This is a genomic window from Sellimonas sp. (assembly GCF_047234585.1).
GTDB classification, from domain to species: Bacteria; Bacillota; Clostridia; order Lachnospirales; family Lachnospiraceae; genus Sellimonas; species Sellimonas caecigallum.
Window position 1 is genome coordinate 36915 of sequence record NZ_JBKSWG010000006.1, and the last position, 16394, is coordinate 53308.

12 protein-coding genes and 1 tRNA gene are annotated in these 16394 nt (G+C 44.1%); 12 read left to right on the forward strand and 1 reads right to left on the reverse strand.

Features of this window, described 5'->3' with window-relative positions; all coding sequences use genetic code 11:
- Positions 1–28: 28 nt before the first annotated feature.
- Positions 29–1438: an amidophosphoribosyltransferase gene (locus ACLROL_RS03675; RefSeq protein ID WP_087203281.1), complete on the reverse strand. Its 1410-nt coding sequence runs from the start codon at positions 1436–1438 to the stop codon at positions 29–31.
- A gap of 1110 nt (positions 1439–2548) precedes the next feature.
- Between ACLROL_RS03675 and ACLROL_RS03680 the strand changes: the two genes are divergently transcribed.
- From ACLROL_RS03680 to pflA, 12 genes are all read left to right on the forward strand, one after another.
- Positions 2549–3622 carry an ABC transporter permease gene (locus tag ACLROL_RS03680; RefSeq protein ID WP_413067358.1) on the forward strand — a complete coding sequence of 358 codons (1074 nt, stop codon included), beginning with the start codon at positions 2549–2551 and terminating at the stop codon, positions 3620–3622.
- A complete protein-coding gene (locus tag ACLROL_RS03685; protein WP_087203279.1) occupies positions 3622–4401 on the forward strand; it encodes an ABC transporter ATP-binding protein in 780 nt (259 codons plus the stop codon). The genes ACLROL_RS03680 and ACLROL_RS03685 overlap by 1 nt, the downstream gene beginning before the upstream one ends.
- An 83-nt stretch (positions 4402–4484) precedes the next feature.
- Positions 4485–5636, forward strand: coding sequence for an ABC transporter substrate-binding protein (locus ACLROL_RS03690; protein WP_221919395.1), 1152 nt, complete (start codon positions 4485–4487; stop codon positions 5634–5636).
- Positions 5637–5877: 241 nt separating this feature from the next.
- Positions 5878–8235 carry an AAA family ATPase gene (locus ACLROL_RS03695; RefSeq protein WP_413067359.1) on the forward strand — a complete coding sequence of 786 codons (2358 nt, stop codon included), beginning with the start codon at positions 5878–5880 and terminating at the stop codon, positions 8233–8235.
- 132 nt (positions 8236–8367) lie between these two features.
- Complete coding sequence (gene glgB, locus ACLROL_RS03700) at positions 8368–10281, forward strand: 1,4-alpha-glucan branching protein GlgB (RefSeq protein WP_413067360.1); 1914 nt, start codon at positions 8368–8370, stop codon at positions 10279–10281.
- 72 nt (positions 10282–10353) lie between these two features.
- Positions 10354–10962 (forward strand): class I SAM-dependent methyltransferase, encoded by a 609-nt coding sequence (locus ACLROL_RS03705; RefSeq protein ID WP_087203275.1) that lies wholly within the window; start codon positions 10354–10356, stop codon positions 10960–10962.
- 39 nt (positions 10963–11001) lie between these two features.
- The gene (locus ACLROL_RS03710; RefSeq protein ID WP_087210097.1) at positions 11002–11778 is read left to right on the forward strand and encodes a ZIP family metal transporter; all 777 of its coding nucleotides are present in this window, start codon (positions 11002–11004) and stop codon (positions 11776–11778) included.
- 27 nt (positions 11779–11805) lie between these two features.
- The gene (gene trmB / locus ACLROL_RS03715; RefSeq protein WP_087203273.1) at positions 11806–12453 is read left to right on the forward strand and encodes a tRNA (guanosine(46)-N7)-methyltransferase TrmB; all 648 of its coding nucleotides are present in this window, start codon (positions 11806–11808) and stop codon (positions 12451–12453) included.
- A 382-nt stretch (positions 12454–12835) separates the two neighbouring features.
- A tRNA-Lys gene (locus ACLROL_RS03720) sits at positions 12836–12908 on the forward strand.
- Positions 12909–13245: 337 nt separating this feature from the next.
- On the forward strand, positions 13246–15330 hold the full coding sequence (gene pflB / locus ACLROL_RS03725; protein WP_087203272.1) for a formate C-acetyltransferase: 2085 nt from the start codon (positions 13246–13248) through the stop codon (positions 15328–15330).
- 23 nt (positions 15331–15353) lie between these two features.
- Positions 15354–15596, forward strand: coding sequence for an autonomous glycyl radical cofactor GrcA3 (gene grcA3 / locus ACLROL_RS03730; RefSeq protein ID WP_087203271.1), 243 nt, complete (start codon positions 15354–15356; stop codon positions 15594–15596).
- Positions 15586–16359: a pyruvate formate-lyase-activating protein gene (pflA, locus tag ACLROL_RS03735; RefSeq protein WP_413067375.1), complete on the forward strand. Its 774-nt coding sequence runs from the start codon at positions 15586–15588 to the stop codon at positions 16357–16359. Before grcA3 ends, pflA begins: the two co-directional genes overlap by 11 nt.
- Positions 16360–16394: the final 35 nt, after the last annotated feature.

The window sequence follows — 16394 nt, forward strand, 5'->3', positions numbered from 1 at the left end:
CTTGCCCGGTTTTTTGATAATTCTCTGTCTATTCCACTCCATTGAAGCAATACGTACAAAGCTTGCAGGAGTCGATTCCGATGGATTCGATCAGGTCGTCCAGACGGTGGTAACGAAGACTTGTGAAATTCTGGAGACGGCAGATCTCATCCAGCATCTTCTGATACCGGTCGCTGTTTGGATCTGCATACTCTGCAAGAACTTCCTCGGAAGCATCGCCCTCCCAATCTTTGATGATTCTTCTTGTGATCAGATCCAGTTCGGACTTTGATCTGGAGAAGTTCAGGTATTTGCATCCATACAGAAGCGGAGGGCAGGCCGGCCGCACATGGACCTCTTTGGCGCCGCTCTGATACAGGAACTCTGTTGTTTCGCGCAGCTGTGTTCCCCTGACGATGGAGTCGTCGATGAGAAGAAGCTTCCGATCTTCGATGAGAGCTTGTACAGGGATCAGTTTCATACGTGCGATCAGATTTCTCTGGCTCTGTGTCGTAGGCATGAAAGAACGAGGCCATGTCGGAGTGTATTTGATAAATGGGCGGGCGTATGGGATGCCGGATTCGTTGGCATATCCAATGGCATGGGCCACACCGGAGTCCGGAACACCAGCCACAATATCCGGATGTACCGTTCCGGCGTCTCTTTTGGCAAGAAGACTTCCGCATTTGTAACGCATCTCCTCCACATTGACTCCTTCATAGGCAGAAGTCGGGTACCCATAGTATACCCAGAGGAAAGAACAAATCTTCATCTTTTCATAAGGTGCGCCTACGGTCTCCACGCTCTCCGGAGTCATGTAGACGATCTCTCCAGGTCCCAGTTCTTTATAATCCACATACCCGAGATTGATATATGCAAAACTTTCAAAGGACACACAATAGGCGTCATCTTTGCGGCCGACAACTACCGGGGTACGCCCGTAACGATCACGTGCAGCATAGATTCCTTCTTTTGTCATAAGAAGAAGCGTCATAGAACCGTCCACGATGGACTGGACGTAACGGATACCCTCTACAAAAGAATCTTTTTTACAGATCAGCGATGCGATCAGTTCCGTGGCATTGATCTGTCCGCTGCTCATCTCCTGGAAATGAGAATGTCCATCCTTGTAGATCGTTTTAAGCAGTGCATCCTGATTATTGATTTTTCCGACTGTCGTGATGGCAAAACTTCCAAGATGAGACTGGATCAGAAGTGGCTGCGGTTCATAATCGGATATACAGCCGATTCCCAGATTTCCTTTTAATTCTTCCAGATCCTTGTCAAATTTGGTACGGAACGGGGAATTTTCGATATTGTGGATGGATCGGCTGAAACCGTTCTCCCCATGTGTCGCCATTCCGCCTCTTCTAGTACCAAGATGTGAGTGGTAGTCTACTCCATAAAATAAATCGATGATACATTCATTTTTAGAAGCAACGCCAAAAAATCCGCCCATAATGTGTAAATCTCCTTTCACAACTATACAGTATGTCAATATATAAATGATACTTATTAAGTTTAGCACGGATGTGCCTGTAAATGAAGATAGAAATTAAAAATAGAAAATTGAATAATTAAAAAGAATAATTCAGAAAAATAAAACAATTAAAAATAAAAATTTAAATAAAAATAAAAAATATCGAAGAATAGTATTGACAAATAGAAGGCGGAATGCTATAGTATAGCTATCCAAAAAGAAAAGAACTTGACGAGAAAGAGTTCTTTCAAAAACTTATAAGTTGTTTCGCTTATAAGCAAATTGGAAATATCAGGATGAGGAGGGCTTGAACCATTGGACACAGCAGAACTTAAAACTCAATATGTAAGTGGTATTACAGATGAAGGTTCCCATGATGAAAGCCTTTATCAATAAATCGGAATCCAGTAAATAGTTGAGTTTATAGAAAGAAAATATCGGAGATGTAGTTTAAACTGGAAATTAGATTTTACAAAATCTGTAAAGCATATTGAGGAAGATACCACAGCAGTCAGTAGTTCAAAGAATTTAGAAGATGTGTAAAGAAACATCGCCTAAGATCAAAATCTATATTGGCCGATTATAATATATTTAATTGAAAAAACAAGAAAGATTGAGTACGCGGATATCATTTAGGGGAGGAAGCGAAAGGCAGAACCCATAGAAACGAAAAAGAATATTTCTTTTAGTAAATAATATATCGGCAGAATATCCGGAAGTTAATTAGATTATCTATATATAAAAGGGAATATAAGAATTTTGATATCAAAGATTACATTATCGGAAAATGAATCGGAGACTTTGAGTTATAGTTCGTATATAAAAAGAAAAAGGCTTTTGGGAACCGGAAATCGAAAAGAAAGATTCCTCCGGTAAAGGGAAAAAATATGATATTAAAATTGAATAGGTAACAGCCATTATAATTTATAAAAATTGTAATGGCTGTTTTTTTATTGACAAATTTTATAAATTTTCCGAATTACAAAAATTATCAATTTGATGCACGGAAATTCCTATGGCATAATATTTTTGCAAATGACCAGTTTTCCTGTAATTAAGATGGAATGTGTGAAATAAGGAGTACATGTGATGGGAATTAACAAAGATTCAAACAAAAAGAAAAGTGCGGGCACCACAAACCTTGCGCAGTTGACACGACAGCAGCTTCGGGATCTAGAAACAAAAGAAAAGACAGTCGGACAAAAAGTGCTGGATGGGATCATCATGGTATTTCCAGTAGTCTGCGGTATAATTGCGATTCTTGAGTATCTAATAGTCCCAAATGGAAGCAGCAATGACAATCCCAATACTTACTTGGGAGCATTGATAGTATTTCTCTGTGCGTACATTTGCTATGGGCTTATTGCACTGATAAATAAGTTCAGAGGAAGTAAACTTGTTCTAGAAAAGTTCCGTTACAGAGCGCCGCTGTTTTCAGCATTGTTTCTGCTGTTGGCAGGGTACGATTATTTGACATTAAAGACAGGGATATTTACTCAACCTTTTGTTCCGTGTATGAACGCAATTCTTAATATTGCCTGGATCGACCGTGCATATCTGATAGAATCCACACTTCACACATTGCGACTTTTATTCCTGGGATATTTTATAGGGGTTTTTCTTGGTCTTATTACCGGGATAACATGCGGATATTCCAGGAAAGTGCGTTATTGGATAGATCCGATCATCAAATTTCTCGGTCCGATCCCAACGTCAACATGGATTCCGATTATTATGGTTATCGCGACATCTCTTTTTGGCGGTGCAGTGTTTATTATCGCTTTGGGCTCCTGGTTTGCAGTAACGGTAGCTTCTATGACTGGAATTTCTAATGTGGATAAAGATTTTTTTGAAGCGGCTAGGACGCTGGGGGCAAAGGAGAGGCAGCTCGTGTTTCGCGTTGCAATCCCGCATGCGATGCCTTCCATCCTGCAGGGATGTACACAGGCCATGAGTTCAGCTTGTACTGCGATCATGATCGCGGAAATGATGGGAGTAAAGGCTGGGCTCGGATGGTATATGACATGGGCAAAATCGTGGTCAAGCTATGATAAGATGTTTGCGGCTCTGTTTGTGATCTGTATCATTTTCACAGTTGTGACAAAGATTCTTGATTTAATCAAACGCCGTGTATTACGTTGGCAGAATGGAGTTGTAAAATAATGGCAAAAAAAAAGAAAGTTACATTAAAACTGGATCATGTGTCCAAAAGTTTTGCAAAAATAGAAAATGATGAAGTTACGCATGCGCTTAATGAAATCGATCTTACAATGGAAAGCGGAGAGTTTATCAGTCTTGTAGGGCCATCTGGCTGCGGAAAATCTACAATTTTGCGCCTTGTAGCGGGACTGATCGCACCGACTACCGGAAAGGTTACTGTGGATGGCAAGGAAATCGTGGAACCATCTCCGGAAAGAGGGATGGTTTTTCAAAAGCCAACGCTTTTTCCGTGGCTTACAGTAAAGGATAACATTGCTTTTAGCCTGAAAATGCAGGGGAAACTGAGGGGAAATGAGGAGAAAGTAGAGACAATGCTCAAAGTTATCGGACTTGAGAATTTCCGGGATGATTATCCGGGACAGTTATCAGGGGGAATGGCGCAGAGAGTGGCTCTTGTCCGCTCTTTGATTAATGAACCAGATATCCTCCTGCTGGATGAGCCTTTGGGAGCACTAGATGCCTTTACACGTATGAATATGCAGGATGAGATTCTGAAAATCTGGCAGGAAAAGGGGCAGCTTGCCATCATGGTCACACACGATGTGGACGAAGCTATCTATATGGGAACCCGTGTGATTGTCATGGATGCCAATCCGGGGCGTGTTGTAGCGAATATCAAAATATCGGAAAAGTATCCGAGAGATCGGTCATCGGAGACATTTGTTCGATATCGAAATGAAATATTGAACAGGCTGCACTTTGGAGGGAACAGAGCAGACTGATTTCATGACGTTTCTGGAAACCAGGAATGAAATATATTCCGGTTTTGGAATAAATATTTTAGGAAAATAAAGGAGAAAAGAAAATGAAACTGAAAAAAGTTGCGGCAGTTGCGATGGTTGCTGTGTTAGCATTTTCCATGGCTGCATGTGGACAGAATGACAGCAAAGACAAGGCTGCATCCGGGAAAACAACAGAGAGCAAAAATGTGGAGCGTCCGGAAGCAGTGCCGGAGGAAGATTGGGAAGCTATGAAAAAAGAACCAGCTTTCGGCACAGAGCTTCAATATCTGTTTAATGGGGGAGCATGTGTATCTGCAAAATATCTGGCAGAACAGCTTGGATATTATGAAGAGTACGGAATCAATGCGACTTATGTTCAAGGTGGATCTGTTGTGGAGACAGTAGGAACAGGAAAGTGTATGTGGGGAACTGATCATATTGCAACAATGCTCGTTCCTGTAACGAACGGGGTAAAAATGACATTCGTCTGCGGAGCACATATTGGATGTAAATCTATTTATGTCCCGGCAGACAGTGACATTAAGACAGTACAAGATCTGAAAGGAAAAAGGATCGCTATTCACGATGGTCCGGGAAATTCTGATCAGAACATCAGTTATCGGCTGCTGGATGAGTACGGTATTGATCCGACTACAGAGGTGGAATTTCCGAATATCGAGGACAATGCTGCGACAGTGGCAGCGATGGAAAATGGTGAAGTGGATGCATCTATCTTCTCAGATTATTTTGTGATGGCAAATTACAAAGATAAGATGAGAAGCATCTGTTCCATCACATATAGCCCAGAGTTTCAGGATGAAGCATGTTGCGTGACAGCCATGAACACTGAATTCCTCAAAAAGAACCCGGTTCATGCCAAATATATAGTAAAAGCGATCAAACGCGCTGGAGAATATGCGCGACTTCAGTCAGAAGAGGCGGTACAGCTCATGTATGATACAGATAAAATGACAGGCGAAAAAGAAGTACAGCAGGAATTCTGGGATTCTCTTCATTTCGGGTTGTCTGATGCCTTCACTGAACAGGCGCTCCATGAAATTGCAGAAGATTATCTGCGTCTTGGAATTATTGAGAAAAAAGATCTGACAGTAGAAGAAATTATGGATATGGCATGGACAGAGGTGTGTCCGGATGCAGAGATGGAAGGTCTTACAGTAGGTGATCCGGTAGAACCGGAAAATCCAGTTCTTCCGATCAAACAAAAAGGAGAATAGACAATCAAAAAACGATAAAAGGAGAAAGAATCTGTGTGCTGCTTGACGGGAGCTGGCATGCAGATTTTTTCTGTTTTCAAAACGACGCTGTAAATATAAAAATTTAATAAATTTGTAATATTTGAGAAAAAAACGAGGCCATTATTTTGACATTGAAAGTCTGGTATGGTACACTAAGAAAATAAAAAGTATGCCTTTTTGGCCAGAAGGAAATGTAAATAATTAATAGAGGTGAGTGACGTTGGATAAATACGAATACCGTGAAAAGACGGAACAGATGATGAAATACGTCGAAGCAAAGTCTTATAGGGAAGCGAAAGAGATCGCAGACACGATTGATTGGAGAAGAGTGAAGAATGCTCCCACTCTGTGTACGGTAAGTGAGATTTATGAGTGTAACGCAGACTTTGAAAAGAGCAGAGAGATCCTGTTTATTGCCTACGACAGAAGTCCGGGGAGCAGAAAAATCGTATATCGGCTCGGGACTCTCGCACTTCGTCTTGGGGAGACAGATGAAGCGATGGACTGTTATGAAGAGTTTGTGCGGATTGCACCGAAGGATCCGAATCAGTACATACTAAAATATAAAATTCAGAAAGAACAGGGGGCTCCGATAGAGGAGCAGATCAAGACCCTTGAAGAATTTAAGAAAGCTGAGTATATTGAAAAATGGGCGTATGAGCTGGCTGAGCTGTATGACCGCGCAGGTATGGCGGAAGAATGTATGGAAGAGTGCGATGACCTGATATTGTGGTTCAGCGAAGGCGTTTACGTTCAGAAAGCGATGGAGCTGAAGATGAAACACAAGCCGCTCACACCGCAGCAGCAGGGGAAATATGACAGGGCAGAAGAAAAGCGGGAAGAAAGCGTGCAGGAGCAGAAGGAAGACTGGACGGAAACCATTTTGAAAGCAGCAGATACGACAGAAACGCTGGAAGATGCTTTTTGGCTTGGTATGGCAGTTGCCAGCAAAAAGCCAATAGATGAAGTGAAGAAATTGGCGGGAAAAGGAGAAGAGGACGTGTACGAGACAGGTCGGCTGAAAATTGAAGAGATTCTTCAGCAATGGGAAGAAAAACAGCGCAGAAATGCAGAGATAATTGAAGAGAAAAGAAGAGAGGCAGAGCAGAAAGCTGCAGAAGAGAAGCAGAAAGTTTCTGGTAATACAGAAAAGATTCTTTCAGATGACATTCAGAAACTGCTCGCAGAAATGGAAAGCGAAGACGAGAAAAACGGTGTCACAGCAGAACCGGAGGATGAAGTTTCTCAGCTGTCTGAAGTGTTGAAAGAAGAGTCAGACGAAGATGAAATGGCTGAAGAACAAGCGAAGGTAGAGGAAACGGCTGAAGAATCAGGTGAAACTGCGGAGGAAGAGGAAGAGTCCGAAGAAGAGTATTCAGAAGAAGAGTACGACGAAGAAGAATATCCGGAAGAGGAATACGTTGAAGAAGAGTATCCGGAAGAGGAGTACGACGAAGAAGAATATCCAGAAGAGGAGTACGACGAAGAAGAGTATCCGGAAGAGGAGTACGACGAAGAAGAGTATCCGGAAGAGGAATACGACGAAGAAGAATATCCAGAAGAGGAGTACGACGAAGAAGAGTATTCGGAAGAGGAATACGACGAAGAAGAATATCCGGAAGAGGAGTACGACGAAGAGCAGAATGAAGAGGAAGATATCTTCGCGAAAGTGCCGGAGACAGAGGAAGTGCTTGAAATTGAAGAGCCAGATGAGGAAGATGCTACATCTTCATCTCCGGGCGGCGTGTCTTTCGATACCGGATTTGTCGTGCAGGGAAGATATGATCTGAGCGCCACAAGTGAGATCGGGCTCAAAGCAGGGCTTACAGAAGAACAGAAAAAATTGTTTTCCTACTTTGTACCGATCAGGGGAATGAGTGAGCAGATCGTGCATGTACTGGAACAGGATAAGACATGTAAAAAGAGATATGGGACATCACGTACCGGCAATATCCTTGTGATAGGACATAAAGGATCCGGAAAAACGGTGCTTGCAGTGGATCTTGTCAAAGCGATACAAAAGCAGAGAAAAATGAAACAGGGAAAGGTTGCGATCATTACAGGAGATGCGCTGAACCAGAAAAATCTGGAAGCCATCATCCAGAAACTTCAGGGCGGAGCTCTGATCATTGAGAAAGCATGTAAGATGAATAAGAAGACGCTGTCCCATCTGAGCAGTCTTATGGAAGAACAGACTGGAGAAATGCTTTTTATACTGGAAGAAGAGAGACGTCCTCTTGAAAAAATGCTTTCTGCAAATCCGGACTTTAAACGGAAATTTACATCCCGTGTAGAACTTCCTATTTTCATCAACGATGAACTTGTTACATTTGGACAGACCTACGCCAAAGAAAACGGTTATACTATCGACGAGATGGGAATTCTGGCATTGTACAGCAGGATTGACGTGATGCAGAAGGAGGATCATTTCGTTACAGTTGCGGAAGTTAAGGAAATCATGGATGAAGCCATTGCACATTCTCAGAAGGCAAATGTGAAACACCTGATGAAGAGAGTGTTCAGAAAGAGTACGGATGAATCAGATCGGATCATTCTGAAAGAAGATGATTTCAAATAAGATAATCGACAAAACTTGTGAAAAATGACGAAAAGAGTTTTAACAAAATGAAAAACTTTGTTAAAACTCTTTCTTTTTGATAAAGCCTCAAGTATAATAAACGTATGACTTTAGATATGAGAAGGTGAAATCATGGCGAGGACAAAAAAGAAAAAAGTATATGAAATAGGCGAATTGGATCAGTACTTGTTCGGTCAGGGAACGCATTATGATTTATATAAAAAAATGGGCTCTCATCTGGTTGTGGATGGAAAGAAAAAGGGAGTTTATTTTGCGGTGTGGGCCCCGAATGCAAAGGCAGTTTCTGTCGTGGGAGATTTTAATGGATGGGACAGAGACAAGCACCCGATGGAGCGGGAAGAACCTCTCGGTATCTATACATGTTTTATCAAAGACATGAAGGAAGGAGAGCTGTACAAGTACTGCATAGAGACGCAGAAGGGAGAGCTTCTCTACAAAGCAGATCCTTTTGCAAATTATGCGGAAGTGCGTCCGGGTACGGCGTCCAGAGTGCATGATATATCCGGGATCAAGTGGACGGACAGCGTGTGGATGGAAGCGCGCAAGAATTGGAATATAGACGAGTCTCCGATGTCTATATATGAGGCTCATATCGGTTCCTGGAAGCAGCATCCGGGCGAAGAGGAAGAACGTTTCTACAATTACCGGGAGTTTGCGAGGGAAGCGGTAAAATATATGAAAGAGATGGGATATACCCATATCGAGCTGATCGGGATCGCGGAACACCCGTTTGACGGATCCTGGGGCTATCAGGTAACCGGATATTTTGCTCCGACATCCAGATACGGTACACCGGAAGATTTTGCGTACATGATCAACTATTTCCACCGCAATAAGATCGGTGTTATTTTGGACTGGGTACCGGCGCATTTTCCAAGAGATGCACATGGGCTTGCAGATTTTGACGGTACAGCAGTATACGAATACGCGGATCCGAGGAAAGGAGAACACCCGGATTGGGGAACAAAGATTTTTGACTATGGTAAGGCGGAAGTAAAGAACTTCCTTATCAGCAATGCATTGTTCTGGACGGAAACCTTCCATGTGGACGGGCTTCGTGTGGATGCAGTGGCATCGATGCTGTACCTGGATTACGGCAAGCAGAATGGACAGTGGGTGCCGAATAAATACGGAGGAAATCAGAACCTGGAGGCCATCGAATTCTTTAAGCACCTCAATTCTGTAGTATTGGGCAGAAACCCTGGCGCCCTTATGATTGCAGAAGAGTCTACAGCCTGGCCGAAAGTAACCGGAAATCCGGAGGACGACGGGCTTGGATTCAGCTTGAAATGGAATATGGGCTGGATGCATGATTTCCTGGAATATATGAAACTGGATCCATATTTCCGGAAAGAGCACCACAATCAGATGACATTTGCCATGACTTATGCGTACAGTGAAAAATACATACTTGTTCTTTCTCACGATGAAGTGGTCCATTTGAAGTGTTCTATGCTCAACAAGATGCCAGGACTTGGATTTGATAAATATGCAAATCTGAAGGTTGGTTATGCATTTATGATGGGCCATCCGGGAAAGAAGCTTTTGTTTATGGGTCAGGATTTCGCTCAGCTTCGGGAGTGGAGCGAGGAAAGGGAGCTTGACTGGTATCTCCTTGCGGAACCGGAGCACCAGGCGGTTCAGGCTTTTATGCGGGATCTTTTGAAATTATACCGGAAAAATAAGGCGATGTATGAACAGGATACGAATGGATATGGATTTGAGTGGGTCAATGCAAACGACGGATACAGAAGTATTTTCAGTTTTATACGTCATTCCAAATATAATAAAAAGAATCTGCTTTTCGTCTGCAATTTTACACCGATGGAGTGGGCGGACTACCGGGTAGGAGTTCCGAGAAGGAAGCAGTATAAACTGATTCTGAACAGTGATGATAAGCAGTATGGAGGAAAAGGAGAAGAGAGACCTCTTGTCTATAAAGCGATCAAGCAGGAATGTGACGGAAGACCATATTCTTTCGCGTACAAACTGCCTCCGTACGGAGTAGCCGTATTTGAATTTTAAAAGTGCAGGGAGCGCACAGAAAAGTGTGCTCCTTCTTTTTATGATTTTGCAATAATAATGAAGGAGAAGACGATGAAGAACTACCAAATCACAGAGTGGTGCAGCCATTTTATCAGACAGCAGGTAAAAGAAGGGGATTTCTGTATCGACGCCACAGTCGGGAATGGAAACGACACGGTGCTGTTGTGCGAACTGGCAGGAAGTAAAGGGAAAGTAGCCGGTTTCGATATACAGGAAAAAGCTGTTGAGGAGACGAGGACAAGGTTAAAAGAGTGGGGTCTGGATTCAGGAGCCAAACTTTTCTGCTGCGGGCATGAACGGATGGAAGAATGCCTGAGATCAGATCCGGACTGCGCCAAGATGACGGAACGAGCAGAAGACGGATATGGGAAAGTATCGTGTATTGTTTTTAATTTCGGTTATCTGCCGGGAGGCGACCACAAGATTGCCACAAAGGCGGAGAGCAGCGTGGAAGCAATCCGCCAGGGGCTTACTCTTCTTGAGAAAAACGGCATGATGAGTCTTTGCATTTACAGCGGAGGAGACAGCGGATTTGAGGAGCGGGATCGGATTTTGGCCTATCTGAAAGGGCTTGACAGCAGGAAATATCTCGTTATAATGAGTTCATATTACAATCGTCCAAATAACCCGCCAATCCCGGCGATGATCATTCGGCTTTGAGATGGCGGAGAAGGGGATTAAGACAGGAGGATAATAGACATGGAGATTTTTGTGGGACTGCTGCTCCCTTTTCTCGGCACAGCACTTGGGGCGGGGTGTGTGTTCTTTTTGAAGGGACAGATCAAGCCTTTGGTACAGAAGACACTGCTTGGATTTGCATCCGGAGTTATGGTGGCAGCTTCGGTATGGTCCCTTCTCATTCCGGCTATGGATATGTCGGAGGGTATGGGGAAACTGGCCTTCATTCCTGCGGCTGTGGGACTGCTTTTAGGGGTTGCGTTTCTGCTTTTGCTTGACAGGGCCATTCCACATCTTCACATAGGCGCAGAGAAAGCGGAGGGGCCGAAGTGTGCTCTGAAGAAGACGACGATGCTGGTGCTCGCAGTCACGTTACATAACATTCCGGAAGGGATGGCAGTAGGGGTAGTGTTCGCAGGAATGCTGTCTGGTACGGAGACGATGACGGCGGCAGGAGCTTTTGCGCTGGCGCTTGGTATCGCGATACAAAACTTCCCGGAAGGAGCGATCATCTCCCTTCCGCTGAAAAGTGAAGGAACAGGGAAGGGGAAAGCCTTTTTCTACGGAATGCTCTCCGGGGCGGTGGAGCCGGTCGGTGCATTTGTTACGATCATGCTTGCGCGTTTTATTACACCGGTGCTGCCTTATCTGCTTGCGTTCGCGGCGGGGGCGATGATTTATGTCGTTGTGGAAGAACTGATCCCGGAGGCAAGCGAAGGAGAACACAGCAATATCGGAACGATCGGCTTTGCAGCCGGATTTGTCTTGATGATGATACTTGACGTGGCGCTGGGATAAAGCGGAAAAGAGATAAAGGAGAGAGAAATGAGACTTCGAAACATACCAAGAGCAGGGGAGACACTGGCCTCCCATGATTATGTGATAAAAGAAGAAAGAAAATGGAAAGGCTGTTGGAAAGAGGTGTTTGGAAATGACCATCCTGTGCGTATCGAAATCGGCATGGGGAAGGGGCAGTTTCTGATGACGCTGGCTTTACAGAATCCAGAGATCAACTATATCGGGATAGAGCGGTATTCCAGTGTTCTTCTTCGTGCAGTAGAACGCCTGGACGCTATGGAGGAGCAACCGGATAACATCCGATTCATCTGTATGGATGCGGCTGAGATCGAGGAGGTATTTGGGCCGGAAGAAGTGGACCGTATTTATCTCAATTTTTCTGACCCGTGGCCGAAGGCGCGGCACGCCAAGCGCAGACTGACCTCCACAGCCTACTGGCCAAGATATGACAAGATACTGAAAAAGGACGGCGTTGTGGAATTCAAAACGGACAATCAGGGATTGTTTTCCTTTTCATTGGAACAGGCAGAGGAGGCCGGATGGAAAATTTTATCCAGTACATTTGACCTGCACAACAATGAAGAGATGAATAAAGGCAACGTCATGACAGAGTACGAAGAGAAATTTTCGCAAAAAGGCAATCCAATCTGCAAACTGATCGCTTCCAGAGAGTAGTGACATGAAAGAGGGCTTCTGCATAGAATGTTAAAGAGACACTCTGAAAGAAGGGATGGCATGGGGAGAAGGGGCAGGAAAAAAATCTGTTGGAAATGTGGATGTTTCTGCTATGACAACCGATGGTGGAATCAGAAGATCAGGATTATTGTGGAATCCTGCGAAGAATTGCACCGGATTTTGAATCCCCACTGCAATTCCTGCAGAAAAGAAAAGGACTGCGGGAAATAGGAGACAGCCCTGTACCGAGAGAACGCGGTATGGGGCATCTGCCATGCCAAATGAAAAAAATAAAAAAAATATAAAAATTTGCTTGCATTTTTGAAAAATATGTAATATAATACTTCTTGCGTTAAGCAATAATTAAAACTTCACAGCGCACGCGCGATTAGCTCAGTTGGTAGAGCACCTGACTCTTAATCAGGGTGTCCAGGGTTCGAGCCCCTGATCGCGCATTTAGAAATCACTGTTTTTGGAGACTATAAAGCTCCGGGGGCGGTGGTTTTTTTGATGTCCGGAAAATTTTGGAGAGAAATGATCTCTGGATAATAGCCAATGTGTAGTATGGATATCTGTTTAAAAGGAAATAAAATAGATAAGGGAGAATAGAGGAAAAAGCGGGTTTTGTATTTTTTTCTATACAATCGGTAGGGATTTTGGCAAAGTGCAGTATTGTTCGTAAAATAGTACAGGAAACCGCATTGACACGGTTTTCACAAATCAGCTATAATAGCCCCAAGAAACGGTTATCGTTTTACGCTATAGGGTTTAATTTTGAAGGAGGATTATCGCATGAGAAAAGAATGGGAATCTTTTCGAGGAGGAATCTGGGAAAAAGAAATCAATGTAAGAGATTTCATCCAAAAAAACTATACGCCGTATGAAGGAGACGACAGTTTCCTCGTAGGGCCGACAGAAGATACAAAAGCTTTGTGGGCGCAGGTAATGGATTTATCTGAACAGGAACGCGCAAAAGGCGGAGTCCTGGATATGGACACAAAGATTATTTCCACTATCACTTCCCATGGACCGGGATATCTTGACAAAGCTAAGGAAAAAATCGTAGGGTTCCAGACGGACAAGCCGTTTAAGCGTTCCCTGCAGCCTTACGGAGGTATCCGTATGGCAATGAAAGCATGTGAAGAAAACGGATATCATGTGGATCCGGCAATCGTGGAATTCTTCACAAAACACAGAAAAACACATAACGACGGTGTGTTTGATGCTTATACTCCGGAAATGCGCGCATGCCGTTCCAGCCATATCATCACAGGGCTTCCGGATGCATACGGACGCGGACGTATCATCGGCGACTACAGAAGAGTTGCGCTGTATGGTGTAGACAGACTGATCGAAGACAAGCAGCATCAGAAAGATTCAACGAGAACGATCATGTATTCTGATGTTACAAGAGAAAGGGAAGAACTTTCTGAACAGATCAAAGCGTTAAAAGAATTAAAAGAACTTGGTCAGATTTACGGATTTGATATTTCCAGACCGGCCGAAAACGTACAGGAAGCGATCCAGTGGCTGTATTTCGGATATCTCGCTGCTATCAAAGAACAGAACGGTGCGGCAATGTCTCTTGGACGTACTTCCACATTTATCGATATCTATGCAGAACGTGACCTGAAGAATGGTACATTCACAGAAGAACAGATTCAGGAATTCGTTGACCATTTCATCATGAAGCTTCGTCTTGTGAAATTTGCAAGAACTCCGGAATACAATGCGCTGTTCTCCGGAGACCCGACATGGGTAACAGAATCCATCGGTGGTATGGGAATCGACGGGCGTCCGATGGTAACAAAGATGTCTTATCGTTACCTGCACACACTGCAGAACCTCGGCACAGCGCCGGAACCGAACCTGACAGTTCTCTGGTCCACAAGACTTCCGGAAAACTTCAAGCGTTTCTGTGCAAAGACATCTATCGAGTCTTCATCCATTCAGTATGAGAATGACGACCTGATGAGAGTGACACACGGAGATGACTATGCGATCGCATGCTGCGTATCCTCCATGCGTGTAGGTAAGGAGATGCAGTTCTTCGGAGCACGTGCAAACCTTGCAAAGTGTCTCCTTTATGCGATCAACGGCGGTGTGGATGAAATCTCCAAGAAACAGGTTGGACCGAAGTACCGTCCGATCACATCCGAATACCTTGATTACGATGAAGTTATGGACAAGTTCAAAGATATGATGAAGTGGCTTGCTCAGGTATATGTAAATGCTCTGAATATCATTCACTACATGCATGACAAGTACTGCTACGAAAGAATCCAGATGGCGCTTCATGATAAGAAGGTAACACGCTGGTTCGCGACAGGTATCGCAGGACTTTCCGTAGTGGCAGACTCCCTGTCCGCGATCAAGTACGCAAAGGTAAAGACGGTCCGCGATGAAAACGGAATTGTTGTGGATTATCAGGTAGAAGGAGATTTCCCGAAATACGGAAACGATGATGACCGTGCAGATGAGATCGCTTACGATATCGTTCATCAGTTCATGGCTTATGTAAAAGGAAACCACACATACCGTGGAGGTATCCCGACAACATCTATTCTTACAATCACATCAAACGTTGTGTATGGTAAGAATACAGGTTCTACACCGGATGGAAGAAAGGGTGGAGAACCGTTCGCACCGGGAGCAAACCCGATGCACCACAGAGACAGCCATGGTGCAGTAGCATCTTTAAGCTCTGTGTCCAAACTGCCATTCAAAGATGCACAGGATGGTATTTCCAATACATTCTCCATCATTCCGGGAGCACTTGGAAAAGATGATGCAATTCTTTTTGACGACATCGCATTTGAACTGGAACCGGACTGCGCATGCTGTGAACCGAATGCGTCTTTAGATAGTGAAGAATAGATCGATTAAAGGAGGACGACAATATGAAAATCAGTGAAGCTCAGATTGATAACCTTGTAGGATTGCTGGATGGATACGCTGAAAAGGGCGGACACCATTTAAATGTCAATGTGTTTACAAAAGAAACGCTTCTGGATGCTCAGGCTCATCCGGAAAAATATCCGCAGCTTACTGTACGTGTATCCGGATATGCAGTAAACTTCAATAAGCTGACAAAAGAGCAGCAGGACGAGGTTATTTCCAGAACATTCCATGATGAAATGTAATCCAGAAGAACAAAAGGGATATATCCATTCGACAGAGAGTTTCGGGACCGTGGACGGTCCCGGAATTCGTTTTGTCATATTTTTTCAGGGCTGTCCGCTGCGGTGCAAATACTGCCACAATCCGGATACCTGGCAGCCGAACCAGGGAAATAAGATGACAGTGGGCGAGCTTTTGGAATTGTATCAACACAACGAACGGTTCTATCAAAAAGGCGGGATTACCGCTACCGGTGGAGAACCGCTCATGCAGCTTGCGTTTCTCACTGCACTTTTTACAGAAGCAAAGAAGCGGGGGATCCATACATGTCTTGACACTTCCGGTATTGTATATACGAAATCAAAAAGGGAAGAGTTTGAAAAACTGTTCGCAGTGACAGATCTGGTGCTCTTGGATGTAAAGCACAGTGATCCAAAAGGTCATAAGGAGTTAACCGGGCAGGATCAGGAGCCGGTGCTTGCGTTTGCAAAAGCGCTGGAAGAGGCCAGGGTTCCGATGATCGTAAGGCATGTCATCGTTCCGGGAATCACGGACGGGAAAGAAGAGCTTGCGGCCCTTGGACATTTGATCGGAAAATTCCGTAATTTGAAAGGACTGGAAGTGCTTCCGTATCACACCATGGGAGAGAAGAAATACGAACAGCTCGGCATTCCGTATCCACTTCGCGGAGTGGAAGCCATGGACAAAAAAGAGGCGGGCAAAGCCAGAGAACTATTGCTGAAGATCATCATGGAAGAACGGAAAAACATGATGAACAAAAGATAGAAATAGAAGAGGAAGCAAAAGAAAAAGCAGGAGCA

What these genes read in the sequence shown, in the direction of transcription:
- ACLROL_RS03675 (WP_087203281.1), bottom strand. Translation starts at nt 1,438, where the DNA reads ATGGGCGGATTTTTTGGCGTTGCTTCTAAAAATGAATGTATCATCGAT.
- ACLROL_RS03680 (WP_413067358.1), top strand. Translation starts at nt 2,549, where the DNA reads ATGGGAATTAACAAAGATTCAAACAAAAAGAAAAGTGCGGGCACCACA.
- ACLROL_RS03685 (WP_087203279.1), top strand. Translation starts at nt 3,622, where the DNA reads ATGGCAAAAAAAAAGAAAGTTACATTAAAACTGGATCATGTGTCCAAA.
- ACLROL_RS03690 (WP_221919395.1), top strand. Translation starts at nt 4,485, where the DNA reads ATGAAACTGAAAAAAGTTGCGGCAGTTGCGATGGTTGCTGTGTTAGCA.
- glgB (WP_413067360.1), top strand. Translation starts at nt 8,368, where the DNA reads ATGGCGAGGACAAAAAAGAAAAAAGTATATGAAATAGGCGAATTGGAT.
- ACLROL_RS03705 (WP_087203275.1), top strand. Translation starts at nt 10,354, where the DNA reads ATGAAGAACTACCAAATCACAGAGTGGTGCAGCCATTTTATCAGACAG.
- ACLROL_RS03710 (WP_087210097.1), top strand. Translation starts at nt 11,002, where the DNA reads ATGGAGATTTTTGTGGGACTGCTGCTCCCTTTTCTCGGCACAGCACTT.
- trmB (WP_087203273.1), top strand. Translation starts at nt 11,806, where the DNA reads ATGAGACTTCGAAACATACCAAGAGCAGGGGAGACACTGGCCTCCCAT.
- pflB (WP_087203272.1), top strand. Translation starts at nt 13,246, where the DNA reads ATGAGAAAAGAATGGGAATCTTTTCGAGGAGGAATCTGGGAAAAAGAA.
- grcA3 (WP_087203271.1), top strand. Translation starts at nt 15,354, where the DNA reads ATGAAAATCAGTGAAGCTCAGATTGATAACCTTGTAGGATTGCTGGAT.
- pflA (WP_413067375.1), top strand. Translation starts at nt 15,586, where the DNA reads ATGAAATGTAATCCAGAAGAACAAAAGGGATATATCCATTCGACAGAG.